Source organism: Microbulbifer weihaiensis (assembly GCF_048323715.1).
Classification (GTDB): Bacteria; Pseudomonadota; Gammaproteobacteria; order Pseudomonadales; family Cellvibrionaceae; genus Microbulbifer.
On record NZ_JBLWFL010000022.1, the window covers coordinates 45,863 to 72,798 of the forward strand.

Here is a 26,936-nt window from a genome sequence, read left to right on the forward strand (position 1 = left end):
CCGCGGCCGGCTTGCTACCGGCTAATCACCAAGGTCCTGTTCGCGCACCTTGTTGATCAGGCCGCCGGCGATGACCGTCGCCACTTCTTCGGCACTCATATTGTGCGTCACCTCCAGCGTTTTGCCGGCGCCGGTGGTCACCGTCACCGCGCGGCCATTCTTCAGCTGGTTGGGCAAGTCAGTCAGCGAAAGTGTGTCTCCCTGCTCCAGTTGCGCCAGGTCATCGGCACTGCGGAACAGCAGCGGCACTATGCCGAAATTGATCAGGTTGCGCCGATGGATGCGCGCCATGGAAACCGCAATCACCGCACGCACCCCCAGGTAGCGTGGGGCAATGGCGGCATGCTCGCGGCTGGAACCCTGGCCGTAGTTTTCACCACCGATCACAAAGCTGTCGCCATCCAGTTGTTTGGCGCGCTGATAGAAGGTGTCGTCAATGCGGCAGAAGGTGTAGTGGCTGATTGCCGGAATGTTGGAACGCAACGGCAGTATGTCTGTGCCGGCGGGAAGTATTTCATCGGTAGACACATTGTCACCGGCCTTGAGCAAAATCGGCCCGGAGAGCGCTTCCGGCAGCGCCTCGAACTCCGGTAACGGCTGGATATTCGGGCCTTTCTCCAGCTCCACCGCAACCGGGATTTCCTGCGGTGCCAGCAGCATTGGGCGCATATCCTGCAGGGTTTCCGGCTCGCTGAACGCGGGATAGTCCATGTCCATATCGCGCGGGTCCGTGATTTTTCCAAACAGGGCACTGGCGGTGGCGGTCTCCGGACTGCACAGGTAAACCTGATCCTCTTTGGTCCCGGAGCGGCCGGGAAAATTCCGCGGCACCGTGCGCAGGCTGATACGCCCACTGGCCGGCGCCTGGCCCATACCGATGCAGCCATTGCATCCGGTCTGGTGCAGGCGCGCGCCGGCCTGTAACAGCCGGTTCAGGTCGCCACTGCTGCTCAACGCTTCCAGCAACTGACGGCTGCTCGGGTTGATATCCAGGGAAATTTCCTGCGGAACTTCACGCCCTTCCACCATTCTGGCGGGGATGACAAAATCCCGCAGCCCCGGATTCGCAGAGGAACCAATGTAACTCTGGTAGATGGGCTTGCCGGCCACTTCCCGCACCCGCACCACATTGCCGGGACTGGAAGGGCAAGCGATCATCGGCTCTATCTGCGACAGGTCGATACTGTCCTGCGCATCGTATGTCGCACCGTCATCGGCGTGCTGCGCGACAAAGTCCCGCGCGCGTCCCTGCTGCTGCAAAAATTCCCGCACTTTGTCGTCAGCGGGAAAGACGCTGGCGGTCGCGCCCATTTCCTGCCCCATATTGGCAATCACGTGGCGATCCATCGCACTGAGGTTGTCCAGTCCCGGGCCATAGTATTCAAAGATTTTATTCACGCCGCCTTTGACGTCGTAGCGGCGCAGCATTTCCAGAATCACATCCTTGGCGCTCACCCAGGGCGACAGTTTGCCGGTAACTTCCACGCCGATGACTTCCGGCATGGTCAACGAGAATGGCAGGCCGGCCATCGCCAAGGCCACCTGCAGGCCCCCGGCGCCCATCGCCAGCATGCCCAGAGATCCAGCGGCACAGGTGTGGCTGTCGGATCCCAGCAGGGTCTTGCCCGGAATACCAAAACACGCCATATGCACGGCATGACTGATGCCATTGCCCGGTCGCGAAAACCACAGGCCCCATTTGCGACAGGCACTGCGCAGGAACAGGTGATCATCGGCATTTTTGAAATCGGCCTGGATCAGGTTGTGATCCACATACTGAGCCGAGAGCTCGGTTTTCACTTTCGGCAGACCCAGTGCCTCGAACTCCAGCATCACCATGGTGCCGGTCGCGTCCTGGGTCAGGGTCTGGTCGATCTTGAGCAGGATTTCTTCCCCCGGCTGCATGGTGCCGCTCACCAGGTGTTGCTCGATCAGCTTGTGCGCGAGATTTTTCCCCATGGTTTTCACTCCGTTTTCAGTTGGAAATTTCCACCCGTGGCTCGTCGAAATCGGTACCGATGTAGTCCGGGGCGCACTGGATAAAATCCTGCGCATCCAGGCCGGCCTCGATGAGATACTTCTGCACTTCCCGACCGCGCTCGAGCGCCAGCTCGATCAGTTCATCGCGGATTTCCTTGGGTGGATTGCGGAAAAATTCACGGCTGGCCTCTCGGCTGTCACTGTGTGCAGCCACTGCCTGCGGGAACCGCGCGCGCATGTCGCGCACAGTGGCGACACCGCAAATGCCCGGCCGCGCTTTCGGGTTGTCGCGCATCAAAGTGACGTTTGCGGTGAGATCTACCCTGGCCCGAGGATCCAGCTCGGTGCTGCCGGGGCGGAAAAGAACCGGGTCAAATTCCACCGCGCGGAACCGCGCCCATGCGAGTTTCGCCAGGCTGTAAACACCCACGGGGGTGAAGTAGGCAAATAGCGCTTCGAGAATGGCGCGCTGCAGCAGGTCGCTGAAGATATAACTGAAACTGAATTTCGGATCGAACAGGTCGCCGGTCACAGGCATTTTGAACTGGACATCGCCATTGCCATCTTTCAACAGCGCCAACGCCAGGCTCAGGGGAATGATGCTGCGCTCAACGTTGAGCTGGTCACTTTCCCTGACCCGGCGAACCTTGATTTTATTCAGGATCATATTCGCTTCGGCGTCGACATCATTACTGTCGACCCCGACATTCAGCGTCGCATCCAGCTGCCCCTGCAGAATTTTATATCCGAGGAGTTTTGCCATATACGGGGTTGCCGGGATCAGGTTGGCGGCCACCACATAGCCCAGCAGGCAGGCATCCCAGCGGCCGTCGGATTTCAGATCCAGGGTACCCGCCAGTTGCAGGTCACCGATATTGCCGGGGTGCGCATTCAGTAACACCAGCGCCGGCGCATCTTCCGCGTGGCTGCTGAGGTTGCGCATCAGCATGTTGATATGCTGCAGCGGCAGGTGCGCAGACTGCTCGTGGTAATCGTCGAGCCACAGGAAGTGTCCTTCGTCGACTACCAGCTGCCGGATGCGGTAATGAAAGCGGCTGGTTTCGCGGCTCCTGTCACCGCGCCGGTAGCGCGGTTGGCTTGCCCCTTCCTCGCCGCGCAGAAATTCCCAGGCGCCATAATCCCCGGTGCGGCCGCGCGCGACCATACTTTGAGGGCGTACCAGTTCAATCGTATCAATCTCTAGCTGCCGGGCTGCCCAGTCGTACTGGAACTGATTAACCAGCAGGCGCTCTGTTTCGGTATTCCACTGCCGCTTGCTGAAGTCCTGTGCATTCTCCCGGCGGCGAAACAGCTTGCTGCTACCCATATCCAGTGATGCAAAACTCACACGGTTTTTTACCAGCTGCAGTTGCGAAACATAGGTCTGCGCCGCCTGCAGAAATCCGGATCCAGCGCTATCGTTCACCACCAGTTCTGCAAGCTGAACATCCCTCAGCGCCAGTGCCCGCTCATCCATTCGGTAGTTACCCGAAGTTTCAGCGGCGGCGAGTTCCACACAGTGATGTACTTTGGCAAAGTGGCCCTCGGGAAGACAGCCGCGGACGCTTTCCAGCCGCAGGTTTTGCACCTCTATTTTCCTGCCGCCGAGCGCCAGTAGATCCGCGCTCACGCGCTCTGCCAGCATTAGCTCTTGCGCGCCACTCGCGGAACCTGCGCCATCGCGCACGCGCACGCCCTCGATGCGCACATTGCGCAATTGCCGCGCTTGCGCGCCAGTAGCTGAAGCCGCAAGTTTTAATTGGTGCTCGCTGTCCATGGTCACGCGATCGAGTTCGACGCAGGGCGACACCATTTTTTTCCCGAGGTTGAATCCTGGCAGGCAGCCACTGACGCGGTTGATTTCCCCGGTCTTCAGGGTCAATCGCTCGCGATCCACAACCAGCCCAACAACGTCCAGGCTCCCTACCGCAATTTGTTGCCGGCCGCCGCGCGTCGCTACCAGGCCCTGCAGTTCGAGGTGGCCACTGGCGCTCAGGGTCGGGCCCAACACCAGTTGCTGGCGTCCCGGCACCGCAAGGCGGGCCAGTTGCCCGCAGAGCGGCCCGCCAAGGTCGGCCTGCGCCGGGTTTGCCGGCAGGCACCCGGAAAACTGCTGCACCGCCAGATCGGTGACATCCAGCATCCGGCCGCCGGGCCAGCGCAGTGCCCGCCACGACAGGAGTTCAAGGCTCGCCCGGGTTTCGCCAGAAGCGGTGCGCAGCGCCACCCCTTTTACCCGCGCCTCGCCGAGATCCACCAGCGGTGTTTTGTCCGAACCAGCACTGGCTCCCAGTGCGACCAGGTTATCCCCCGGCATGTGAATATCACCGCCGGTAATACAACGGCCCCACTGGCGCCGCTTACCGTCTACGTTGGTTTGGGACACCCAGGCCTCCGGCAGGCAGCCTTCCAGCGCTGCCACGTTCAACCCATGCAGGTTCAGCTGTACCGGCCCGCGCCCGTGTTGCGCCATGCCCACACGGTCGATGCCAAGATTGGCGATCTGCAGTTGGGGGACGCTGCCGGTATCTGTGGCCAGCGCAATGCGCTGCACTTCCAGGCCTCGCCCGCGCGAGCGCAGCTTTTCCGCCGTAGCACAGCGGGGCCATAGGTCCCCCGCAGGCTGGCCACTGCGCGCAACGCTGGCGCGCGGTTCTTGTTGCGCTTGCGGCCAGCAGACCTGCAGGGACTCTGCCTGCAGGTTCTGCATCTGCCAGTCGGCATGTGAGTCCTGCTCTCGGGGCAGCTGCACTTTCAGCTGCAGGCTCTGCAGCGCGTCCACGTGTACCGTGAGCTCATCCTCGCCACCGGTCAGATCGAATTGTGCGATCACCAGGTCGTTGAAATCCGTACTGAAGCGCTCGCGGTCATAGTCGAGTACAAACCGTTTGCCCGTGTGTAGCGTGGCCGCGGTGAGACACCGGTCTGTGGCCAGGCAAACATGGGCGCGTTGCAAGGTGAATTCCGGCAGGCGTACTTTTGCCCGCAGCGGGTTCGTGGCAAATGTGAGGTCGCCACTCGGCAGGTCGAGTCCCTCCAGCCCCAGCAGCTCCGCCCCGGCGGCAGTGGATACCCGGGCGTGCTCGAGGCTGAGCGCCGCCGCATCAAAATGAAAGCGCCGTTTTTTACTGGCATCCGGCGCCATACCGGAAGCCGCCACCACGTTGAGCGGCTGCTGCTGTCGCAGGTTGGCAACACTGAAACACTCCGGAGTGCGAGCGCGATCCCGGCCGCGATAAACGAGCCGCCCCCAGGTCTGGGGCAGGCAACCCTCGACGGACAGCAGGGACAGCTTCTCGAGTTCGCCTTCGGCAATCGTGCTTGCGGCAAAAGCAGAGAAAGCTTCATCCGCCCCGGTTTCACTCGCGGGCGCGGTATCGGGCAATGGCGGCTCCGGCAGCAGCCCCTTTTCAGCCGTTGCCTCCGCGCTCTCGTCCTCACCGGATCCGCCAGCGGCAAACCAGCGATCAAAGTCGCCCAGGCTCAACGGTTCTTCACCGTCGCCGGCACTTTGCCGATAGCGAAACAACCCATTGGCAAGCTGTAACTGGCGCAGCAGCAGTCCCTGCTGTTGCTGCGGATCTGCTGCGAGCTGATCCGCCAGCAAAAGGTGGTCGAGGCGCAGCTCGCCCAGGATCACATGGGGTTCACTGCCGGACTGCAGGGAAAAATTACCGTCACCCTGCAGGTTGTTTACCTGCGCGCAGAGGTTATTGTCGGGATCGTCACTAGCCGTCAGCCAGCGCCCGGGCAAGCAGCCGTTCAGGCGCAGTAAGCGGAAGTCCTGCAACTGTTGCGCCGGCTCCGACGGCCCAAGTACGGCCCGCGCCCACTGCAGCTGCTGCAGGTCGAACGTTTTCCTGCGCGGTGCTTTGCCCGATTCCCGTTTCGGTAACAGCTGCAGGCGGGTGAGCTGCAACGGGCCGCTGTCGAGCCCCCAGCCGCCCCCCTGGTTGCGCGCGGGGAAGCGCAGGGCGAAGGATTCCGGCGCCTGCAGCTGCGATAGCTGCACGCACTGATCCGGGCTTTGCCACAACTGCCCGGGAATACAGCCGGAAACGCCGTCGAGTGAGAGTGTTTGCAACCCCAGGCGCCGCTCGCGGCCATCGTAGGCGATATCGCCAATGCGCAGCTGGTTCGCGGTTACCGGGTTTTGCGGTGTTTTCTTCGCCGCGCGATCCAGCAGGCTGCCCTGGCTCAATACAGCCTCCCGCGTCGCAAACTGCAATCCGTCGGCCCAGTTCAACACCGTCGGCTGCGGCAGGCGCAGGCTGCCTGCGCGCAGGCAGTAATGATGCTGCGGTGTGCGCCAGCGGCTCGGGCACCAGGAAAAGCCGCTGCTGCCACCGCTGCCCCAGGTCAGTTTTTTATCCTCGCGCAGGTAGTCGAGACTGTTCAGGGCGATGGTTTCCGCATGCCAGTTTGGCAGTGCGCGATTTGCGTAGCGCAGGCGAACTTCCTGCCCACTTGCCCGGCGCCAAGCCACTTCGGCTGTGCGACCGAACGCAAATGTCATTGGCCCCTTCACTTCCAGTCGGCGCGCACTGCCACAGTGTCCGATCAGGCGTTTTAGCCCGGGTACCGCATCGGCCCAGCGCTGTGGCGGACAACCGGCAAACTTTCGCACAAAGGCGTCGTCCGCAGTCAGGCGGTTGCCCGGGCGCTCAAACAGCCCGTCTTCGAGCTTCAGCGTTATCAGCGCCAGGGTTGGCTCTTCCGAGCGTCCCTTGCGCATATCGCCTTCACCGATGCCCGGCCCCGTAGCCCGCCCAGCCGAAGGCGTTTCCTCATCCCAGGCCACCAGGTTTTGCAGCGTGAGATCGTCAGCGCCCATGGAAAACTGCAGCGGTTCCGGTCCCGCGCGCTTGGCCGCAATGACCAGATCCTGCAAATCGATTTCGCCGATGCGCACACAACTGGCACTTGGCCACAGCGGTTTGTGCTGATAGCAGACCACACCCCGGTGCAATTTCGCTGCGGCCAGTTCGACACGCCAGTCCCTGTCTTTCTTCGGCCCCTCTCCCATGCGCCAGCCACCGATCTCCCAGACCCGGCCGTATTCTCCAGGCTCGGATTCCAGGTCCATGCGCACATCTTCGAGCTCGACCAGCTTTACTCCGATTTTGCCCCGCAGCAACGCCCACCAGCTGAGGCCCAGTGTCGCTTCCTGTGCGGAGAACCCTCGCCCGTGCTGGTTGCGCACTTCAATCCCGCGCAAGTCCGCGCGCAGGCGGGGTAACGACAGCGCAATATGCTCAACCTCGGCTTCCAGTCCGCGCGTGTGCAACCAGCGCTGGATGGCGCCAGGCAGCACGCTGGCCACAATCAGGTTTAGCGCACCGATCAACAGCAACAGGGAAACCAGCAGCCACAGAAGGCGGCGCAATCCCTTGTCTTGTGCAGCGGAAGCGGTGGCAGCGGACATCCAGACTCGACGCTATGAACTGTGCGCAAGCGCACGAAGTGATGAACAGGGTACAAACCCAGCAATCAAATGCGTTTATTTGCGGTCAAATATCTGCGCAGGTGATCCGGGTTTTCCGTTATTGATGCTCAATAAGTAAAGACCAGCACATATCGGGCTCGGCGCAGCGTGCGCCAGCATTGCATCATTTTTATTTGTTAGCGCACTCTCGCGATGCATTTCCGGCGCGCTATGTTGCCGGAGCGTGCAGGATCACCGTGCTAAATCCCGGAGCGCCATTACACTGTTTATATTTCGACCAGACCGAATATTGCCTGAGCAAGTGTCGAGCCCCCGAGCGGGCCCCAAGCAGTGAGAGATTTATGCAGGAGCATTCCCAATATCAGGACATCGTCCTGATTGGCGGCGGGCACAGCCACGCTATCGTGCTGCAGAAGTGGGCGGAAAAGCCGCTGCCCGGGGCGCGACTCACACTGGTTTCCCCCCAGGTTCAGAGCGCTTATTCCGACATGCTGCCGGGAATGATCGCCGGTCATTACAGCTATAACCAGATCCAGATCGACCTGCCAAGGCTGTGCCGTGCCGCGGGCGCCCGGTTCATTCATGCCTGCGCACACCAGATTAACCTGGCCGAACGCAAGATCTCCCTGTTGGGCAGGCCGGATCTGGACTTCGACCTGTTGTCGCTGGACGTGGGCGCCACCCCGAACCGCAGCATTGGCGGCTCGGAGCTGGCCATTCCCATCAAGCCCAGCAGTCACTTTCACCGCTACTGGCAACAGTTGAAGCAGCAGATTCTTACCGACCACAAACCGCTCAAGCTCGGCGTGGTCGGCGGCGGTGTCGGCGGTTGCGAGCTGGCGATGGCGATGGCCTGGGCACTGGAAGAGCAGGTGTACAGTGGGCGCGTCGAACTGCACGTACTGCAGGCCGGGCACAAAATACCGCAGGGTTACCCCCTCTTCGCCAGGCGCCTGGTCGCACGGGAATTTGCGCGCCTGAGAGTGCATGCTCACCGCAACTGGCGGGTTTCAGAAATCACACACCGCGGTGTGCACAGCGACGAGGGACAGTTTTTACCCCTGGATAAAGTCGTGCTTTGCACCGAAGCATCGGCACCGCCGTGGCTCGCAGAGTCTGACCTTGTGCTGGATGAGGACGGGTTCCTGCTCACCGATGACTGCCTGCGTGCGCAGGGGCAGCGACATATTTTTGCCGCCGGCGACGTAGCGTCCATCCATTCACGGCCAGCGCCAAAATCCAGTGCGAGTGCGCTGCAACAGGGACGCGTTCTGTATCACAATCTTCGCGCCACGCTGTTGAACCGGCCTCTCAAACATTTCCGCCCGCGACACACAGCGCCCACGCTTCTCACCTGCGGCAGCCGCCGTGCCATTGCCGCCCACAGCGGCCTGGCTGCGGCGGGCAGCCTGTTGTGGCGGGCCAAGGATTATTTCAATCGCCAGTTTGTGCACAAGATCAACGCCCTCGGCGCGGCGTCGGTTCCGGGCAGCGCCTGGCCGGAGTTCTTGCGGGCGGGCTCGCTGCGCCCCGGACAGCAACTTAATTCCCGGCGCCTGGCGAGCGCCATCAGCCAGGCCCTGCCGGTTGGCGCGTGTGACTTCGCACTGCCCAGTACCACGCCACTCAACGTACCCGCCGGCAAGTCGCTGATCCAGCACACACAGCAACTGTGCGCACCAGTGAGCGATCCCTGGCTGTTCGGGCGACTGGCGGCCCTGCATACCCTGTCGCCACTACTGACCGCCAGGGCGCAACCGGTTTCCGCCCAGGCCCTGGTCAGCCTGCCACAGGGCGCCCCGGAAATTGCCCGGCGCGACCTGCGCCAGCTTCTGGACGGCGCGCAAAAAGAACTTGAACAACATCAGTGTGCACTCAGCGGCGGCAGCAACAGCGGCGGTGGCAGCCTGCAGCTCGGGTTGATCATCAACGCGCTGGCAGACAGGCAGTCGCCAGCGGGAGCCGCTGGCGCAAGGGCGGGCGATTGCCTGATCCTGAGCAAGCCGCTCGGCAATGGCACACTGCTTGCGGCCCATGCGCAGGGATACGGCCGGGCACGCTGGCATCAGCAGGCCGTCGACACCATGCTGCAGAGCAATGCCCCCGCCGCAGAAGTATTCGCCAGCCACGGGGCTTCATCCGTGGTGACCGTTGCCAGCCGCGGCCTTCTCGGCCACTTGCTGGAACTCCTGCAATGGCGCCAGAACCTGCGCAGCGATGCCACGGGGCAGACCAGCCTGCTGGGAGCGAGCCTGTTTGCCGATGCCCTGCCGCTGTTAGCGGGCGCCAGCTACTGCGCACAAAAGGGCATTCAGCCAAACCTGTACCGGGACAATGCCCGCGCATTTGGTGCACTGCAAAATCCCGCAGCCTGGCAGGCCGATATTTATCTGCCGCTGCTCGCAGACCCACAGTTCTGCGGTGGACTGCTAGCTACAGTACCGGCAGAGAGTGCTGACGCCTGCATCGCAGCCCTGCACGCTGCCGGGTGTTATCACAGTGCGGTCGTCGGCTTCATTGACGAACTGCCCGCCGACAGCGATCAATTCCACCTTGCGCCACAGCCAGTACACCTGACCCGCAATGGCGACTGGAAAAAAATGGCAGAGCGCTACTCCGAGCCGGTGTCGTAACCATCCGCTGGCGGGCATGTGCATCGGGAAAATCCATTGCGGATGAAACCATATTGTCGTTGCCAAACCGGCACTCGGCAGTAATACTGCCGGCTATACAAAGGCAGTGTAAAACCACACCAAGAATCCCCAACGCTGCCAGGTCTTCACAGAGGCCGCTGTCCCTTTTCGGGACGCGCAGAGAGCCAATTATTTTTTGCTCTACAGGAAATCTCTGTCATGAAGAAAATTGTCATTGTCGGCGGTGGTGCCGGGGGACTTCAGCTCGCGACCAGCCTCGGCCGTTATTTTTCATTCACTCCTTTCCTAAACCGTCGCCGCCAGTCTCCCATCGCACAGGTCACCCTGGTCGATAAAAATCGCACCCACATCTGGAAACCGTTACTGCACCAGGTGGCCACCGGCGCACTCGATTCCAGCCTCGACGCACTCAACTACCAGGTACACGCACGCGGCAATGGATTCAATTTCGAGCTCGGGAGCCTGCAGGCACTCGATCGCGCAGCCCTCACCATCGAGCTGGCGCCAGTGTGCGATGACGCCGGCCACGAGTTAGTGCCCGCCCGCACACTCGAATACGACTTGCTGGTATTTGCGCTGGGCAGCCAGAGCAACGATTTCAACACTCCGGGGGTGCGCGACCACTGCCAGTTTCTCGACAGCGCGGAGCAGGCGCAGCGCTTTCATCGCAAACTGCTCGACCAGTTCCTGCAACTGGAAAATCGCGTGGCGGAAAAAGTGCAAATCGCCATCGTCGGCGGCGGCGCTACCGGCGTGGAACTGGCAGCGGAGCTGGTGGATGCGGCCCACGAAATGGGGCATTACGGACGAATCGCCAACGGTGACCTCGAGGTAACCCTGATCGAAGCAGGCCCGCACTTGCTGCCGGCCCTGCCGCCGCGACTGGGCAACAGCTCGGAAAAGGAACTCACCCGCCTCGGCGTGCGAGTCATGACCGGCACCGCGGTCGCGGAAGCCAACAGCACTGGCTTTGTCACCGCGGACGGCGAGACGATTCCGGCCGCTGTCCGGGTGTGGGCGGCGGGGGTTAAAGCGCCGGATTTCCTGAAAGACCTGGGCAATCTGGCGCTGAACCGCGCCAACCAGATCGAAGTGGCCGCGACGCTGCAGAGTGGGCAAGATCCAAATATTTTTGCCATTGGCGACTGTGCCGGCTGTATTGACGGTGGCGGGGTAAAAGTACCGCCGCGCGCCCAGGCCGCCCAACAAATGGCAAAAACCGCGCGAGACAATCTGATCGCCCTTGTAGAGGAGCGGGATACACCGCTAACACCATTTATGTACCGCGACCGCGGCTCTCTGGTGTCGCTGTCCAAATTCGATGCAGTGGGGAGTTTGATGGGAGGGCTGGTAAAAGGCAGCCTGACGATCGAAGGACGGCTCGCCGGCCTCGCCTATCGCTCGCTCTATCGCATGCATCTGGCGGCCCTGCACGGCTGGCCAAAGGCGATGCTGCTGTATCTGGTCGGGCACGCGAACCGTTTTGTAAAACCACGCCTTAAAATGCACTGAGCCACCGCCCTGAGAGGGCACCGTTGAGCCCGCGGTACGGGCTCAACGGATATTCAACCTATAACTCCTGTAATGTATCTGATGGCACACAAACCAGGGTTTGCTCGATGTATTGCAGGGTCGCACAGGGGGCGCCAACGTCCGCCGGAGCCGAGGACTGGTTTCGATAGAAATCGATCAGAAAGCGCAGGCCATCGTCGATTTCCCGATAGGTCCAGCGCTGCCGGATGGGTTCACTCCCTATCCCGCTGGGGCCATCGATGTCAGTAAACCGGGTCAGCAGCTCACCGGAATCGCCATAGGTTCGGCGATCCGTGAAGGCACGCTGCAGTGTGCCCGCAGCGTTGCGCAATACACTGTCCAGCCGCAGCAGCTGGCCGCGTTCGTTATAACTGTACTCGCTGACATCCGTGCGCTCCGCGCGCCCATCGCCATTGTCGTCATACTCGATTTCCACCCGCACCAGAAAATCATCGCTGTCGTAGCGGAAATCGGCCACCTCGCGCTGCTCCACTGTACCGTTGGCAAACTGGTCTCGGGCGCTCGATTCTTCCACCAGTAAATCATCAGTGTTGTAACTGCGGCGGATTGTCAGTTCGCTATCGTCAATACCGTCGGCATTGTCATCCGTGTTTCTGACCTCGCGCACCAACCGTTGCCTGCTGTCGTATTCATAACGGGTTTCTGTGCGTTTATCGTCTATGCCGTCCGCTGCCGTTCGGGTGCCATCCAGGGTATCTGTCGCCCGTGTCAGCAGCCCACTGGAGGAATAGCGGAATTCAAAACGGCGGCGCTGATCCACGCGGCCATCGCCGTTCGTATCGGTCTCCTGCTCGCTGTCGCGCAGCAAGCCATCGCCGTCATAGCGACTGTCGACCTGCTCGATCAGGTCGAGAATGCCATTGGGACCGTCATCGCGCTCGAGGCGATAGCGGGTTTGGTTGCCGCCGGTGTCGTACTGGTACTCAATGTCGTCCCGTTGATTAATATTCTGTGTGCCACGTTCAATTTCTGCCCGCGATAACAGGCCCTCGCCATCAAAAAAACGCACACGCCGGTAAATAGACTCCAGCCGGCCGTTACCATCGGCATCAGTTTCTATTTCCAGTGACACCTCGCGCCCAAGCTCGTCGTAACGTAGACGCGCCCACTCGCGCCAATCTCCCGCAGTGCCGGGACTTTCGAAGTGGTGAATTTCTACCGGCAGGCCCAGATCGTTGTAGGCGGTTTCTATTTCTTCATCGACAATGCCGTTATCGCGCACGTCGATCGTCTCCAGTACCGGCAGATGAGCGGGCACCACGATTCCCAGGGAGTCGTATACAAATAGCAGGGGTACTGCGCCCGCCACTTCATACTCAAGATCAAACGCGGTCCGAATGGCGCGCAGGGCATCCGTTGCACGGCGCTCGGGAAACAGGAAGAGGTCGTACTCGAAGTCAATTTCGTAATCGGCGAGGTCGCTGTCCCAGCCGGTAAGATCCAGGCCATTGTCCGGGTTCTGGTCGCGATCAAGCGTCACCAGCAATGTCGCGATATTCGCCACCCGATCCAGGGCCCCCACCCGCTCGCGGCTCTCCAGCGCTGCACGCAACTGCGCTTCGCCAGCCAGGGGCTCGCTGCCTGCGAGATCAAACAGGTTCAATGCCTGGGCTCCGGGAGCCGAACCCAGGACGACACCACCCAGCGAAAACTCCACGTCCTCGCCAGCGCGGTAACGGAAATGACCATTGTCGTCCGTCAGACCGGAAAAACTCGGCGTCGTATAGCGCAACCCGGAAATGGTGCCGCCATTGAATATCCCCTGCTGCTCCGCACCATTCCCGCCACCACTGCCGCCGCCAGAACTGCTGCTGGAGCTGCCGCCGCTGGAGCTGCTTGAACTGCTGGAACTGCCGGCATCCGGATCGGTGAAGGCGCCGTCGAGATTACACCCGCCCAGCAGGAAAGTGATCAGGGCCAGGCAACAATGTGCCTTGCGTATGGGCAACAGGTTAGATATGCGGCGCACGGAATCTCCTTATAATTCTGGTGATTGCTCCAGATCAGTACGCGGGAAGGTGATACACAGAGTAAATTAAAGCCCCGGCTTCCTGAACCCCGGCTTAATTCCCATAGCGATAAAGTTGTGTGACAACCTGCCCGGATTGCATGACAAGCAGGTAGAGGCGGTCAAACTCGCTCGCCTCGTCTATCGCGGGGCCCGGTTCACCACCCAGCAATGCCACCATCTGCGGCGTGGTGTTGCTGTGCCCTACCACCACCGAGATTTCAGGCTTCACACAGAGTTTTTTCGCCGTGCCGGGCAAGTCCTGAGGGTCGTACAAAGTAACGCTGAGCCCACTGTTCGCGACCAGTGGTGCCACCGTCTCGCGCGTTCGCAGGAAGTCGGTGCTGTAGATGTGACCCACCTTGATATCTCGCAGAAGGTTGGCCAAGGCAGCGGCCCGGACCTTGCCCTCCGCAGACAGCGCCGGGTTGCGCCCTGCCGACTTCAGCTTTTCCGCGTGTCGCAGCAGGTAGACGATACAGGGGGGATTTTCGCCCGCGCCTTTGGGCACTGGCGCCTCAGCGTGACCATTGCCCGCAACCGCTAATAACCCCAACAGCAGAAATAAATACCGAACCATATCCTTGCCCCAAATAAAAACGGCCCCTTGAAGGGGCCGTTTTAGCATAACGGATGATCCATCCGTTATCTCTAATCTCTCAGTTCTTCCAAGAACCGATCAGATTTTCCAGCTCTGTACCTTTTCCAGGCCGTGTTCCGCAACCCACTGGTTCAGCTGCTTCGGGTTGCGCTTTTTCTTCTCGATGGTGGCGTTGGTATAGGGGTTGCGGTAGTGACCGGTTTCAAGCTTTGGCTCGCTCGGCTTGCTGCTGGCCGCACGACCCTTGCCGCGGCGCGGAGATTCACCTTCGCGCTTGAGATTACGGGCAACACGGGCCTTGAGCGTGCGAATGAAATCCGGCGCATCTTCGTTGTCCAGCTGTCCTACCAGCCATTCAACGATCTGCTCACCACGCGCCACATAGAGTTCTTCCTCTTCCACTTCATACTCTGCAGCCAGGTTGAGCAGTGCCTTATCGAACGCAATCACACCCTGTTTTTTACGCTCTGCGGCCGCCATCTGCTGCTGCAGCTCTTCAATCTTCGCTTGGTGTTCGGCAATTTGCTGTTCGATTTGGTCGAATTCCTGAAACATGTTTTTTGAGCCTCGGTTCATAGAAAATGCAATAGTTCTGATAGTGTTTTAGCGGTGACCTGACACCGTGAGTATGTTGCCGGTTCGCGAAGACAAACCGGCTGAAAATCTATATTCAATAGAGACAGCCAGAAACAGCTGCCATGCTTCGAACATGGATACAGTTCGATAAAATATAAAACGGGTTCAATACGGCTGACGAATATATAAATACGGCCAACGCTTAAAGCGATAACCTATGGCTAAACGCAGCTTTTATTCGCACTAAAACGCTGCGACCAGCCGTCTACCTATCACGGCGATAGCGTTCTACGCAGAAATAACCCCGCTGGATCAGTGGATTATTTACCGTATTGATTAATTGGCGATTTAATTATCCCGTTTGTAACAGTAGAGACAGGCATCAGGATAAGCCCGCCAGGGTATTAACCACTGTTATCGATTCACACCATATAGTCTATAACATACACCGGTTGCCGGTGCCCTGATATGGCGATGACGCGCATAATAACGATTCATTACCAAATAGCAACTGTATCCCGGTTAATTGGAATGATCTCCCCCAAAGTGATCATGCCGGCGTTTTCCTTCCCAAATCCACGGCCAGGCATAGAGGTTTTGTGCGAAATAGCGCAATGCCGGATATCGATTGCTATCCTTGGTGCTGTGATATGCGAACAGCCACAAAACGCATTGGCGACACACAAATCGTTACGGAACAATCAGACCATGTCCAAGCAGCGAGATATTCACCATATGCCGACGCTGGCGGCACTGATGACCCCATTCCCCTACCACATAGAGCTGGATGCCACGATCGAAGAAGCCCAGGCGCTGATGAGTGAACACGGTGTCCACCACCTGCCGGTCACCCGCGACGGTGACCTCGAAACCATTATTTCGCAAGGTGATATCGAGCGCGCCACTTCTCCCGGCCACCGCCTTGAAGAGCAGCAGCTGTACGTGCGCGACTTTTGTGCCCGCCGGCCATATTTTGCCGATATCCACGACCCCCTCGACAGAATACTGCTGGCAATGGCAGACACCGGCATCGGCTCGGTGCTGGTGATGCGTGAAGGCGAACTGGCCGGCATCGTAACCACCACCGATGTCCTGCGCTTCTGCGGTAAATATCTCAGCGAGATTACCCAGCCGGTGGATGATTCTGTCGCCTAGGGGAACGCCTACAGCGGCCAAACCCACAGTAGCATGGGCACCGCCACCGCGATCACCAGTATCTCCATGGGCAATCCCATCGGCCAGTAGTCCCCGAACTTGAATCCACCGGGGCCGAGAATCAGGGTGTTGTTCTGGTGCCCTACCGGTGTCAGGAAGGCGCAGGAAGCCCCTATGGCCACCGCCATCAGGAAACTGTCGGGGTTTACATTTAGCTGCGCTGCGGCGCTGAGGGCGATGGCGCACATGACCGCCGCCGTGGCCGCATTATTCATGAAATCCGACAGGGTCATGGTGACCACAAGAATAAGTACCAGGGCGATGACCGGATCGCCCTGGGCGAGGTTGTCGAGCATCGACTTGGCCACCACATCCGCAGCGCCGGTAGACTCCATCACCCCCGCCACGGCAATCAGTGCGCCCAGCAGCACGATTACCGAGCCATCGATGGCTTCGTATACATTGCGCAGCGGCACGACTTTCATCACCATAAATGCCAGCGCACAGGTGGCAAAGGAGATCGCCGCGGGCAACAGCCCAAAAGCAGCACCGGCCACCGCAAGCCCCATGGCCACCAGCGCCACGTACGCCTTTTCCTTGTTGGGGATGGTGATATCCCTCTGCGCCAGCGGCACGCAGTGCTGTTCGGAAGCAAAATTACTCAGGTTTTCCTCGGTGCCGATCATCAACAGGGCGTCGCCCGCGAGCAGCGGCGTGGAGCGCAGCCGCTTGACCGAGCGGCGCCCCTGCCGGGACAGTGCCAGAAGGTTGATTTCATAGCGACCGGCAAGGCGCAGGTTTTCGGCGGTGCGCCCGACCAAAAACGAATCCGGCATCACCACCAGCTCGCGCAGCACCATTTCCTGCCGATCCCGGCCGCGCTTTTCTTCCTGCTCTTTTTTGTCTTCGCGCTTTTCCTGCTTTTGCGGACTTTTCCCCGCAGTATCGGCCAACTGTTCGAGAGGCCCTTCCGCAGCCTCCAGTGGCTCCGCCTCCAGGCTTTCGGAAGCAACCGCCCGTTCATCTGCGGCCCTGTCTTTGCGCTGCCCCTCGTCTTCGCTGCCTTTGCTGTCCTCACCGTTTTCCGGATCGGCCGCCAGGGTCAGCCCCAGATTGGAGAGCACGGCAGACAGGGATTCCGGCTCCGCCTCGATGACCAGGATATCGCCGGCACGCACGCGCAACCCGGGCATCGCGGTGGAAACCCGTGCATTCTTGTACACCAGGCCGATGATCTGGGCGTCTTCCTCGCCGATCATCCTGACCAGCTCCGCCAGTGATTTACCGATAGCGGCGCTTTTTTCCTTTACCAGCGCCTCCGTGAGATAGGTACCCGTGTCAAAGGTCGCGGCGCCCGCCTGGGTGCGCGCCGGCACCAGCCGCCAGCCAATCAGCGCCACAAACAGCACCCCAACAGTCGCCACCACAATACCCACCGGGGTGAAATCGAACATGCCATAGCTGCCGGCCCCGGCGCTGGCGCGGAATCCGGATACGATCAGGTTGGGGGGCGTTCCGATCAGCGTGGTCATACCGCCGAGGATGGTGCCGAATGACAAAGGCATCAGCACCTTGCCCGGCGGCACTGAATAGCGATCCGCGAGATCCGTCGCCACCGGCATCAATAGCGCCATGGCGCCGACGTTGTTCATGAACCCCGACATGCCGGCGCCCAGCGCGGTCAGCGCCGCGATGGCCAGGGTGATGCCACCGCGCTTCGGCACGACCTTCTGCGCGAGCGCATCCATGGCGCCGGTGTTCTGCAGACCGCGGCTGAGAATAAGCACCGCGGCAACGGTCACCACCGCCGGGTGGCCAAAGCCATTGAACGCCTCGGACGGGGCGATCAGCCCGCTGAAAACACACGCCAGCAGTGACGCCAGCGCCACCAGGTCGTGGCGCCAGGGGCCCCAGATAAACAGTGCAATGGTGACGGCGAGAATCAGCAGTATCGCTATCTGATCAAGTGTCATGGCTGGGTGGTATTCCTGGCTGCCCCGTAGCCGGCAGGCAAAAAAGCCACTGCCGCACTTTTAAACATAGTGGATATGCCGGACGCTGGCAGCGCAGGATCAGGGAAAAAGAAGGGCCAGGGGACAGGACAGTAAATTGGAGCCGGGGCGAGCGCCCCGGCGAGCAGGATTCGCCGTTACTGGTTGGCCAGCTGCAGCCGGCGTAACCCAAAGCGCCGCGCCAGCAGCCAGTCGCGCATCCGGCGTGGCAACCAGCGCGCCATCCACGGCAGCAGCTTGCTCTTGTTGCCATAGCGCAGGATCGGGCGCGGGCGCTTGCGCAGCAGTTCGCCCGCCAGGCGCTTGGCCAGATCCCGTGCGAGGGTCGCATTCTGCTGCGACTCCAGGGCGCGGGCACGCACCGCATCTTCGTTGCGCTTGTACCAGGAGTCCGGCGCCAGGATACCGCGCAGCGACGATTCCGCGTGACGGCCAAACTCGGAGGCAATCGCCCCGGGCTGCACGGTCACCACGCGAATGCCGAATGGCTTGAGTTCCAGGCGCAGCACGTCGGAAAGGCTGTGCAGCGCGGCCTTGGACGCACAGTAGGCACCGGAAAACGGCGTCGGCAGTACGCCGGAGACCGAGCCAATATTGCAGATCACGCCGCGGCTGCGGGATTTCAGCAGCGGCGCGCAGGCTCGCGCCAGCGCCATGGGGGCAAAGACATTGGTCTGGAACTGGGCTTCCAGCGAACGGGTATCCAGCTCCAGCAGCGGCCCCATCTGCCCGTAGCCCGCATTGTTAACCAGGATATCCAGGCGACCGTAGGCGGTCTTGATCGCGTGCACCACGCGGCTGATGTCGGCCTGGGAATTGACGTCCAGCGCCTCGGTGGCGATCCCCAGATCCGCCAGTTCCTGCAGGCTCTCGGCGCGGCGCGCGGTGGCGATGACAATAGTGCCCCGCCGGTGCAGGGCCAGGGCCAGCTCGCGGCCGATACCACTGGAACAGCCGGTAATCAGCGCCACCCGATCCGGCACCACATACCCGCGCCCGATCTGCGCCAGGCTCTCGGCAGCAAAGGTGTGGTCGGAAGGACGGAATCGATTGGCCGGGGGCTTGCTCACGATGACTGCTCCAGTACTGCGATTACTCAGCGGCGGGCGCGGCGGCCCGGGCGTCGGTCAGTTGGAAATGCGGGTTTTCGATCAGGCCGAAAATATTGCCGTAGGGATCCAGGAAACTGGCGATCAGAATCCCTTCACCCACATCGACGATTTCGCCGTGCTGGCGCGCACCGAGGCCGTTCAGGCGCTCAACCTGGGCGCTGATACTGTCAACGCCCCAGTACGCCACCACACCGTCTGCACGGCTGGTCACGTTGCGCGCATCTGGATCCAGCCCCAGCTCAAATCCGCCGACGTTGAAACCGACATAGAATTCGCTGTCGAAATAGGGCTCCTGCTCCAACAGGGTGGTATACCACGCTTTGGCTTCGGCAATATTACTCACACCGTAAATTACAGTGCGCAGTCCCAAAAACTGACTCACTCTCAGACCTCCGCTTGGAGCATTATTTCCGGCGCTGTCGCCAGCTTATTTTTGTCTGTGAATTGAGCAGGGTTACTCCAGCTCCTGCTCCAGTTGCTCGAGGAGATCCAGAGGCTCGATCTCCTCGCCTTCCAGCTCACTATTCCAGTTGATGCCGACCAGCAGCAGGTCTTCGTGCATACCCTCCAGCCAGTCGTCCATAAACTCTTCGAGGTCGACGGCCACTACCTTGTAGTCGGCCCAGTCATCGGCAATGTGCGCTTCGGCAAATTCACGCTGCGACCAGAACGGCATGACATCGACATCTTCATGGCGCTCGGATTCACACAGGGCAAAGCCCTCCTCGCCTTCCAGCGCCCAAACGCACCCCTGCTCTACGGCTTCCGGCAGAAAGCGCTCGCAGTTTTCCTCAAAATCTTCTCCGAGTGGTTCGATATCCATACAGGCTTGCCTTGAAAGTAATTTTCGGAGTTTACGCCAGATTGGCTGAAAGAAGTAGAAACCTGCGCTCGTTCCAGTACTCCGCTGTGAGTTTCAGACCTGGAAACTCCCGTGGCGCGTGAAATTCTCGGCGCACTTACGAAGCGCGGCGTTCGATGCAAAGACCGGATGGCGGGGAAGGGTTTTCGAAAGCGTCGGAAACAGGGATGTTTCCGACGCAGCGTACAGGGATGTATTCACAGCGGTTTCGAAAACCCTTCCCCGTCAGCCGGGCGCCACGAGAGCGATTAAGAGCTCAGCAATCGTCGCTCACAGCTGCAGACGATGCCCGTTTTCCTTAAGCCAGCGCCGCAGCCGCTTGTAGTCCGGGCACAGCGTGCCGACCAGATCCCAGAAGGCGCGGCTGTGATTGTGATGCCGCAGGTGACAGACCTCGTGGATCACCAGGTAATCCACCACCGGCTCCGGCGCCAGGCACACCAGCCAGTTGTACTGCAGCTCGCCGCGCAACGTGCAGTGCCCCCACTTGCTCCTGGTGCGACGCACTTTCACACTGGCGAAGTCGAGCCCCAGCAGGCCGGCAAAGTAACGGGATTTTTGCGTAAGCAGCTCTAGCGCCTCGCGCTGATAGAGCTTTTGCAGCGCCACCTGAACCTGCGCCTCATCGGGCTCGCGCGCGCGACAGTAAAGCTGGATATAGCCGCCATCAATGCGACTGTCGGCGGCACGGGCCGCGCGATCCAGCTCCAGCGGCTGGCCGAGCCACGGGAAGTGCGCGCCAAACGCAAAGTGATGATCCGGTACCTGCGACTGACGCCGCGCCGCGCGCTGGAGTTGCTCGCGTACCCACTGGATGTTGTCGCGCAGAAACTGGTGACCGTGGCGCTCGGCGCAACGCTGTGGAATACGGACTTCCACACCCTTTTCCGCCACCACCAGCCCCAGCCGCTTGCGGCGCGCAGAGCGCAGCAGGCGGTAGGTCACTTCTTCAAAACGGTAGGTTTCTCCCTGCACGTTGTGTGCCGGAAGTTATTGGGCAGGCACTGGCACGGCGGCCATGGTGATGCGGGAAATACAGTTCAGTTTGCCGTTGGGGTCGTGAATACGGATTTCCCATACCTGGCTGGAGCGACCTATGTGCACAGCGCTCGCCTTGCCAGTAACAGTGCCCTCCGCCACCGGGCGCAAATGGTTGGCATTGATTTCCTGGCCAACGCAATAGAACTTGCTGTTATCCACCACCAGATTGGCACCGATCGATCCCAGGGTTTCAGCGAGCACCACACTGGCGCCACCGTGCAGGATGCCGAAAGGCTGGCGGGTACGCTCGTTCACCGGCATGGTGCCAACCAGGTAATCCTCGCCAATCTCGGTTACCTGCATCCCAATAAAACCGGGCATACAGCCCTGCAGCCCCCGGTTGATCCCCTCAAGGGTCGGCTCGCCGTGCCAGATTGCCATGGAAATACCTCGCTGCTTGCGCCAGAAAAATTGAACCGGAAATATCAGTAAAACAGGCCCGGATTGAAAGCACCAAACCCGCCAAAGCGCATCATCTCACCTTCCAGCTGGCGCATTTCCCGGCGCAGGCTGCGGCGCTGAATACGCAGCGCACGCGCCGCGTCTTTGGATTCCGCCTCTTCCAGCTCGGCCGTCACGCGGTGATACTCGCGCTCCACCTCGTAATAGCGCCGCTCCAGCGCCGCGTACTGCTGCTCGGCCTGGTAGACAGCCAGCCCCTGCTCGTAATTGGCCAGGAACAAATCCGCAGTGGGGCCGGTGCACACGCCTTCGTAATTGTGCCCGTTGCGCCCCTGCACAAAACCATTTTCCGGCGTGCAGTACTGCTCGACGCCCTCTTCATGGCCGCGCATCCAGGCTTCGGTATCCGTGCGCACCCCGTATTCGTGGCACTTCTGCGCAATCTTGTACACCGTGGCCTGGCTGCGGCCGCGGGCACCGTCTTCAATACCGCGCTCGTACCACAAGCCGGCCTGGCACTGCTCCTCAGAAATTACCGCGCAACCACTACCCAGCCCGATCCCTGCCAACAGCGCCGCCGCGCCAACAAATTTCCAGAATTTCATATGCTGCTCTCGCCGGTATTCCGGTCTTATTAAAGTGGGCTGCCTGTGAACTGAGCCTGAACCGGAATGCCAACCGGTTATCAGCCGAAGCGCTTGTCCGCCACGAAGGGGTTGGTTGCGCGCTCCTGCCCGAAAGTGGACATGGGGCCGTGGCCGGGAATGAAACGCACCTCATCGCCGAGTGGCCAGAGCTTCTTGGTGATGGAGTCGATGAGCGCCTGGTGGTTACTCATGGGGAAGTCGGTGCGGCCAATGGAGCCGGCAAACAGCACGTCCCCGACCAGGGCCAGCTTGCTGGGACGGTGGAAGAAAATAACGTGGCCCGGCGTGTGCCCCGGGCAGTGCACGACTTCCAGTACCTCGTCGCCCACGGTCACCGTGTCGCCATCTTCCAGCCAGCGATCCGGCGTAAAGGTTTCCACCGGCGGGAAACCGTACATCTGCGCCTGCACGGTGATTTTCTCAATCCAGAACTGGTCTTCTTTTTGCGGCCCTTCCACCGGCAGCTGCAGCTGGCGCGACAAGGGAGCCGTGCCACCCACGTGATCGAGGTGACCGTGGGTCAGCAGGATCTTTTCCAGCTTCAGGTTGCGCTCTTCCACCGCGGCGAGAATGCGATCGATATCACCACCCGGATCGACAACGGCCGCCCGCAGGCTGTCGTCGCACCACAGCAGGGTGCAATTTTGCTGAAAGGGAGTGACGGGAACCGAGTGAAATTGCAGAGCCATGAGACCACCTGTTGAAAGTTCGCCGGCGATTATAACCGCCGCCGCAGCTGCGTCCCAAAGGTGCGGCTCATACGGCGGCCGCGGCGGCTCGCTGCAGCGGGCTGGAACGGCGCGCCTGGGTCTTTTTCAGCAGATCCCGCAGGTCTTCCAGCAGGTTGTTGCGCACCAGCTCACTTTGCCAGTAGCCGTCGTGTGCCACCAGCTGCGGCCCCCAGCTGGCCGCGGACCAATCCGCCAGCGGGCGGGTCTCGTAGTCGCGGTACACAGCCTGGTTATAGGAAGGGCTCAGCGGCTTCAGTGGCCAGCCGAACAGGTCATCGGGGTGGTAGAAGTTCTTCCAGCGGAAGTTATAGCCGCGGGTATCCGAGGTCACTGCCTGAATCTGGTCACGGGGCATGCCCGCAGTCCACAGGGGATTGCTCGCGCCCAGGGTGTACCAGTGGGCCATGGTTTTGCCGCGCAGGAACAGGTCTTTGGCAGAGCCCTTGTGTACCCCCTTCGGGCCACCGTCGCGCCACACACCGTGGTTGATGCTCGGGCGCTGGGCATCCCAGAGGTAATTGGACAGGATGCTGCAGCCCACGGAATGGGTAAGCAGGATAACCGGTGCGGTATCGCCCGCGGCCTTGGCGGCCCGCTCGAACGTCTGGTAAATGGCCAGCTGGGCCTTGTCGTAGTTGCCGCCGCGCTGGTCGATATCCGCCAGTTGGGCCGCGGCCTCCCCCAATCCATAAAGCATGAACTTGCGCGCGCGCAGGTAATCCATGTCGCGCTTCTGCATGGCCTCGAACACCCGCTCAAAATTGGACTGCAGGTGCCCCTGACAGAGGATGGTATCGGCGTGAATGCGGGACCAGTCGTCCCCGAGGGCAGATGCCAGGGACTCAAACAGTGGCTCGGCAAACCGCTCGTCCACTGCGCCCATCCCCGGTGCCGCCAGTATTACCAGATCGGCCATGTTCGCTCCGTGTATTTTTCTTATTTGATGCGGTGGCGACCCAGGAGTTTGCCCCGGCGTCGCGCCATGTTGAATTTTGTGTGCCCGTTCATACAACGGACGGGACGCCGCGCACCACAAGCACGGAAAGCTACCATCGGACGCTGACAATGGGAAGAATTGCGCCAAAAGCCCCCAAAACATCCCGCGCGAAGATTTTTTTTACATTTTTTTCCTCACTCGCGGGAACTTGGCCGCCAGGGCCTACTCAAAGTAACCAGATTCCCTTGGATCGCGTTGAATTGGTAACCCCCATCGTATTACTGCCTAAAGCCGGCCCCGCGCCGGCTTTTTTTTGCCTGCACGCCCCTGAGCGCACCATCCAAATAAGCCACAAAGTCCCCAAAGTGGCACTTTGGGCATAAAAATATCCACAGTGTCCCAATAAAAGAACTTTATAAAACAACTTAACAAAGTCCTGAAATCGGAACATAATCGAGTGAAACCCGCCCAACATCCCCAAACCGGGACTTTATGGACTACACCAGCAAATCCCCTGCCAGTATCGCGGAAACCCTGGGGCAACGCCTGAAGCAGGCGCGCCTGAACCTCGACCTCACCCAACTGGAAGTGGCGGAGCGCGCGGGCGTGAGCAGGAAGGCGGTGCTCAATGCGGAAAAGGGCAAGGCCCAGCTGGAAGTGCTGGTCGCCATACTCCAGGCCCTCGACCTCACCGCCCAGCTGGACAACTTCCTGCCCCCGCAGCCCCCCTCCCCGGTCCAGCTCGCCAAACTGCAGGGCAAACAGCGCCAGCGGGCCTCCGGCCAGCGCGGCCAACATGACGGCGAAGATGGGGAAGACGATGATGAACAACAGGAGGAACCGGCATGGTAATGGAAGTCATCAGTGTGCATTACCAGGGGCAGACCGCCGGCGCCGTCAGCTTTGATACCGACACCGGTGTCGGCGCCTTCGAATACACCCCCGCCTTTATCGACACCGGCATCGAACTCTCGCCCCTGAAAATGCCCCTGGGCAAGCGTATCTACTCCTTCCCCCAGCTCAGTTTCGACACCTACCGCGGCCTGCCCGGCATGATTGCGGACTCCCTGCCGGATGACTTCGGCAACGCCGTACTCAATGCGTGGATGGCCGCCCAGGGCAAGCAGCCCGCAGACATTACCCCGCTGCAACGGCTGCAATACACCGGCAAGCGCGGCATGGGCGCACTGGAATACGCTCCCGCCACCCGCCTTAAAAACCTCAACGCCTCGCAGCACATTGCCATCGACGAACTGGTGGCCATCGCCCAGGAAGTGCTCGACAGCCGCGCCGGGTTCAGCGTGAACCTGGGGCCAAACGGCAACGACGAGCGCGCGCCCCACCCGGAAGAAATGCTCGCCCTGCTCTCCGTGGGCATGAGCGCCGGCGGTGCCCGCCCCAAAGCGGTGCTGGCATTCAACCGCGACTTCACCGAAGTGCGCTCCGGCCAGACCGACGTGCCCGACGGTTTCACCCACTACCTGATGAAGTTCGACGGGGTAAGCGAGCACAACAAAAACAAACAGACCTTCGGCGACCCCATGGGCTTCGGCGCCATGGAATACGTGTACCACCAGATGGCCGAAGCCTGCGGCATCCACATGATGCCGTGCCACCTGCTCACCGAAGGCAACCGCCGGCACTTCATCACCGAGCGCTTTGATCGCCGCGGCAATGACAAGATCCACATCCAGACCCTCAACGGCCTCGCCCACGTGGACTACAAGGCCCCCGGCTCGTTTTCCTACGGCGAACTCTTCGCCGTGGCGCGGCAACTGAAACTCAGCGCAAAAGAAGCCGAACAGCTGCTGATCCGCATGGTGTTCAACATCGTCGCCCGCAACCACGACGACCACGCGAAAAACTTCGCCTTCCAGCTGAAAAACAAAACCTGGCAACTGGCCCCCGCCTACGACCTCGCCTACAGCTACAAGCCCGGCAGCCAATGGGTAAACAGCCATTGGATGAGCCTCAACGGCAAGCGCGATAACTTTACCCGCGAGGATATCTACAGCCTGGAAAAGCTCAGCCCGCTATTCAGCCGCCGGAAGATCGACGGTATTGTGGATAATGTGGTGGCGCAGGTATCGCGCTGGCGGGATCTGGCGATGGAGCATGAAGTGCCGGTTTCGCTGGTGGAGGAGATTGAGGGGAATCTCAGGCTGGGGCTGTAAATGCCCCAAATACACAATCCCCAGGATGGATTTAACGCCGACAGCTGTAGAGCAGCTGGCATCCATATCTAGGCATTATGCCCAGATATGGGCATACCCTTTCCAGATATAGGCATAATGCCTATATCTGGAGCTATTGAATAAACTGTTATACATGTGGGCCATCAAGAGCGAATACTTAAAATGAGACTCCTTATTTTCGTTGTTGGAATTTTAGCTTCTACTATTTCTATATCTGCTGATCTTCCACAAACTGTTGGAGTAGGATCAACTTCCTGTTCTAGTTGGAATAAAATTAAATCTAAGCCAGAGTATGAATTTTATGCTGTTGTATGGCTGCAGGGCTTTATTTCAGGAGTAAATACTTCCGAATACCTCTCAAAAGGGAGACTTAGGAATATACATGGTAAAGAGTACTCGTATTATGCAAATGCACTGAGTAGTTTTTGTGGTTCTCCGAAGAATGCTCATAGATCACTAAGCTCAGTTGCTATGGATATTTTGCTTGCCTCTGAAGAGATTGCACCTCAGTAAATGTATAACAAACGCAAGCAGGAATGCTCCGGCCCGGCGGGCCTGCGCGGGACGCCCAATGCTGTGCACCTTTCGCGCGGTCGCTACGCTCCCATTATTGCGCAAAAGGCGCACAACATTGGGCGCCCCTGTTGCGGGCGTTAGGTGATTGGAACGTTGAAAACCTCAAGGCGAGTTACTTTAGTTTTTGCGTGCCTGATTCCGACAATAGTAATTGTTAGTGCATCGGTCTTCTCGGAAAATAATTGTGTATCAGAAGACGATGCTAAATCGCTCTTCGATCAAGCCCTTAAATATGAAAGTGTAGGAAGGGTAGAAAAGGCCTATGGGCTCTTTAAAGAAATTGATGGACGCGCTTGTACGAATTACAGCCTAAGATCGATGGCCTTCGAGAAAGCAGTAAATTTAAGCAGGCACCTTGCGAAGTAGCCACCTAACAAGCGACTGTGGTGTCAACCACCCAAAATTTAAGTTGCACACCACGCTTGTTTTTCTCGAATCATCGCATTC

Annotated in this window: 20 protein-coding genes; 6 read left to right on the forward strand and 14 right to left on the reverse strand. The window is 60.0% G+C overall.

What is annotated here, in order from left to right; translation table 11 throughout:
• Positions 1-21: 21 nt before the first annotated feature.
• On the reverse strand, positions 22-1,959 hold the full coding sequence (locus ACNKU7_RS17935) for an aconitate hydratase (RefSeq protein ID WP_418298362.1): 1,938 nt from the start codon (positions 1,957-1,959) through the stop codon (positions 22-24).
• A gap of 16 nt (positions 1,960-1,975) precedes the next feature.
• On the reverse strand, positions 1,976-7,405 hold the full coding sequence (locus ACNKU7_RS17940; RefSeq protein ID WP_418298363.1) for a DUF748 domain-containing protein: 5,430 nt from the start codon (positions 7,403-7,405) through the stop codon (positions 1,976-1,978).
• Positions 7,406-7,767: 362 nt separating this feature from the next.
• On the opposite strand from ACNKU7_RS17940, the gene ACNKU7_RS17945 reads away from it, so the two are divergent.
• Positions 7,768-10,059, forward strand: coding sequence for an FAD-dependent oxidoreductase (locus ACNKU7_RS17945; RefSeq protein WP_418298364.1), 2,292 nt, complete (start codon positions 7,768-7,770; stop codon positions 10,057-10,059).
• Between the two features lie 219 nt (positions 10,060-10,278).
• On the forward strand, positions 10,279-11,592 hold the full coding sequence (locus ACNKU7_RS17950) for an NAD(P)/FAD-dependent oxidoreductase (protein ID WP_418298365.1): 1,314 nt from the start codon (positions 10,279-10,281) through the stop codon (positions 11,590-11,592).
• Positions 11,593-11,650: 58 nt separating this feature from the next.
• Here ACNKU7_RS17950 and ACNKU7_RS17955 read toward each other — a convergent pair whose 3' ends face one another.
• The 3 genes from ACNKU7_RS17955 to ACNKU7_RS17965 all read right to left on the reverse strand — a co-directional run bounded on the left by ACNKU7_RS17955 (position 11,651) and on the right by ACNKU7_RS17965 (position 14,798).
• The gene (locus tag ACNKU7_RS17955; protein ID WP_418298366.1) at positions 11,651-13,603 is read right to left on the reverse strand and encodes an RHS repeat domain-containing protein; all 1,953 of its coding nucleotides are present in this window, start codon (positions 13,601-13,603) and stop codon (positions 11,651-11,653) included.
• A gap of 94 nt (positions 13,604-13,697) precedes the next feature.
• Entirely contained in the window at positions 13,698-14,222 is a 525-nt protein-coding gene (locus ACNKU7_RS17960) for a SixA phosphatase family protein (protein ID WP_418298367.1), read from the reverse strand.
• A gap of 99 nt (positions 14,223-14,321) precedes the next feature.
• Entirely contained in the window at positions 14,322-14,798 is a 477-nt protein-coding gene (locus ACNKU7_RS17965; RefSeq protein ID WP_418298368.1) for a hypothetical protein, read from the reverse strand.
• 729 nt (positions 14,799-15,527) lie between these two features.
• Here ACNKU7_RS17965 and ACNKU7_RS17970 point away from each other — a divergent pair.
• A complete protein-coding gene (locus ACNKU7_RS17970) occupies positions 15,528-15,974 on the forward strand; it encodes a CBS domain-containing protein (protein WP_418298369.1) in 447 nt (148 codons plus the stop codon).
• Between the two features lie 8 nt (positions 15,975-15,982).
• Here ACNKU7_RS17970 and ACNKU7_RS17975 read toward each other — a convergent pair whose 3' ends face one another.
• The 9 genes from ACNKU7_RS17975 to ACNKU7_RS18015 all read right to left on the reverse strand — a co-directional run bounded on the left by ACNKU7_RS17975 (position 15,983) and on the right by ACNKU7_RS18015 (position 23,697).
• Positions 15,983-17,947 carry an SLC13 family permease gene (locus tag ACNKU7_RS17975; RefSeq protein WP_418298370.1) on the reverse strand — a complete coding sequence of 655 codons (1,965 nt, stop codon included), beginning with the start codon at positions 17,945-17,947 and terminating at the stop codon, positions 15,983-15,985.
• A gap of 176 nt (positions 17,948-18,123) precedes the next feature.
• Positions 18,124-19,056: an SDR family oxidoreductase gene (locus tag ACNKU7_RS17980; RefSeq protein WP_418298371.1), complete on the reverse strand. Its 933-nt coding sequence runs from the start codon at positions 19,054-19,056 to the stop codon at positions 18,124-18,126.
• Positions 19,057-19,078: 22 nt separating this feature from the next.
• On the reverse strand, positions 19,079-19,480 hold the full coding sequence (locus ACNKU7_RS17985; RefSeq protein WP_418298372.1) for a VOC family protein: 402 nt from the start codon (positions 19,478-19,480) through the stop codon (positions 19,079-19,081).
• 72 nt (positions 19,481-19,552) lie between these two features.
• Positions 19,553-19,921 carry a DUF2750 domain-containing protein gene (locus tag ACNKU7_RS17990; RefSeq protein ID WP_418298373.1) on the reverse strand — a complete coding sequence of 123 codons (369 nt, stop codon included), beginning with the start codon at positions 19,919-19,921 and terminating at the stop codon, positions 19,553-19,555.
• Between the two features lie 309 nt (positions 19,922-20,230).
• A complete protein-coding gene (locus ACNKU7_RS17995) occupies positions 20,231-20,935 on the reverse strand; it encodes a M48 family metallopeptidase (protein ID WP_418298374.1) in 705 nt (234 codons plus the stop codon).
• A gap of 15 nt (positions 20,936-20,950) precedes the next feature.
• Positions 20,951-21,382: a hotdog fold thioesterase gene (locus tag ACNKU7_RS18000; protein WP_418298375.1), complete on the reverse strand. Its 432-nt coding sequence runs from the start codon at positions 21,380-21,382 to the stop codon at positions 20,951-20,953.
• 44 nt (positions 21,383-21,426) lie between these two features.
• A complete protein-coding gene (locus ACNKU7_RS18005) occupies positions 21,427-22,008 on the reverse strand; it encodes a DUF2799 domain-containing protein (protein WP_418298376.1) in 582 nt (193 codons plus the stop codon).
• Positions 22,009-22,088: 80 nt separating this feature from the next.
• On the reverse strand, positions 22,089-22,739 hold the full coding sequence (locus ACNKU7_RS18010) for an MBL fold metallo-hydrolase (RefSeq protein ID WP_418298377.1): 651 nt from the start codon (positions 22,737-22,739) through the stop codon (positions 22,089-22,091).
• A 67-nt stretch (positions 22,740-22,806) separates the two neighbouring features.
• Positions 22,807-23,697, reverse strand: a complete 891-nt coding sequence (locus ACNKU7_RS18015; RefSeq protein WP_418298378.1) for a hypothetical protein — start codon at positions 23,695-23,697, stop codon at positions 22,807-22,809.
• Positions 23,698-24,210: 513 nt separating this feature from the next.
• Between ACNKU7_RS18015 and ACNKU7_RS18020 the strand changes: the two genes are divergently transcribed.
• From ACNKU7_RS18020 to ACNKU7_RS18030, 3 genes are all read left to right on the forward strand, one after another.
• Positions 24,211-24,570, forward strand: coding sequence for a helix-turn-helix transcriptional regulator (locus ACNKU7_RS18020; protein WP_418298379.1), 360 nt, complete (start codon positions 24,211-24,213; stop codon positions 24,568-24,570).
• Entirely contained in the window at positions 24,570-25,892 is a 1,323-nt protein-coding gene (locus ACNKU7_RS18025) for a type II toxin-antitoxin system HipA family toxin (RefSeq protein WP_418298380.1), read from the forward strand. The genes ACNKU7_RS18020 and ACNKU7_RS18025 overlap by 1 nt, the downstream gene beginning before the upstream one ends.
• Before the next feature lie 183 nt (positions 25,893-26,075).
• Entirely contained in the window at positions 26,076-26,426 is a 351-nt protein-coding gene (locus ACNKU7_RS18030; RefSeq protein WP_418298381.1) for a hypothetical protein, read from the forward strand.
• Positions 26,427-26,936: the final 510 nt, after the last annotated feature.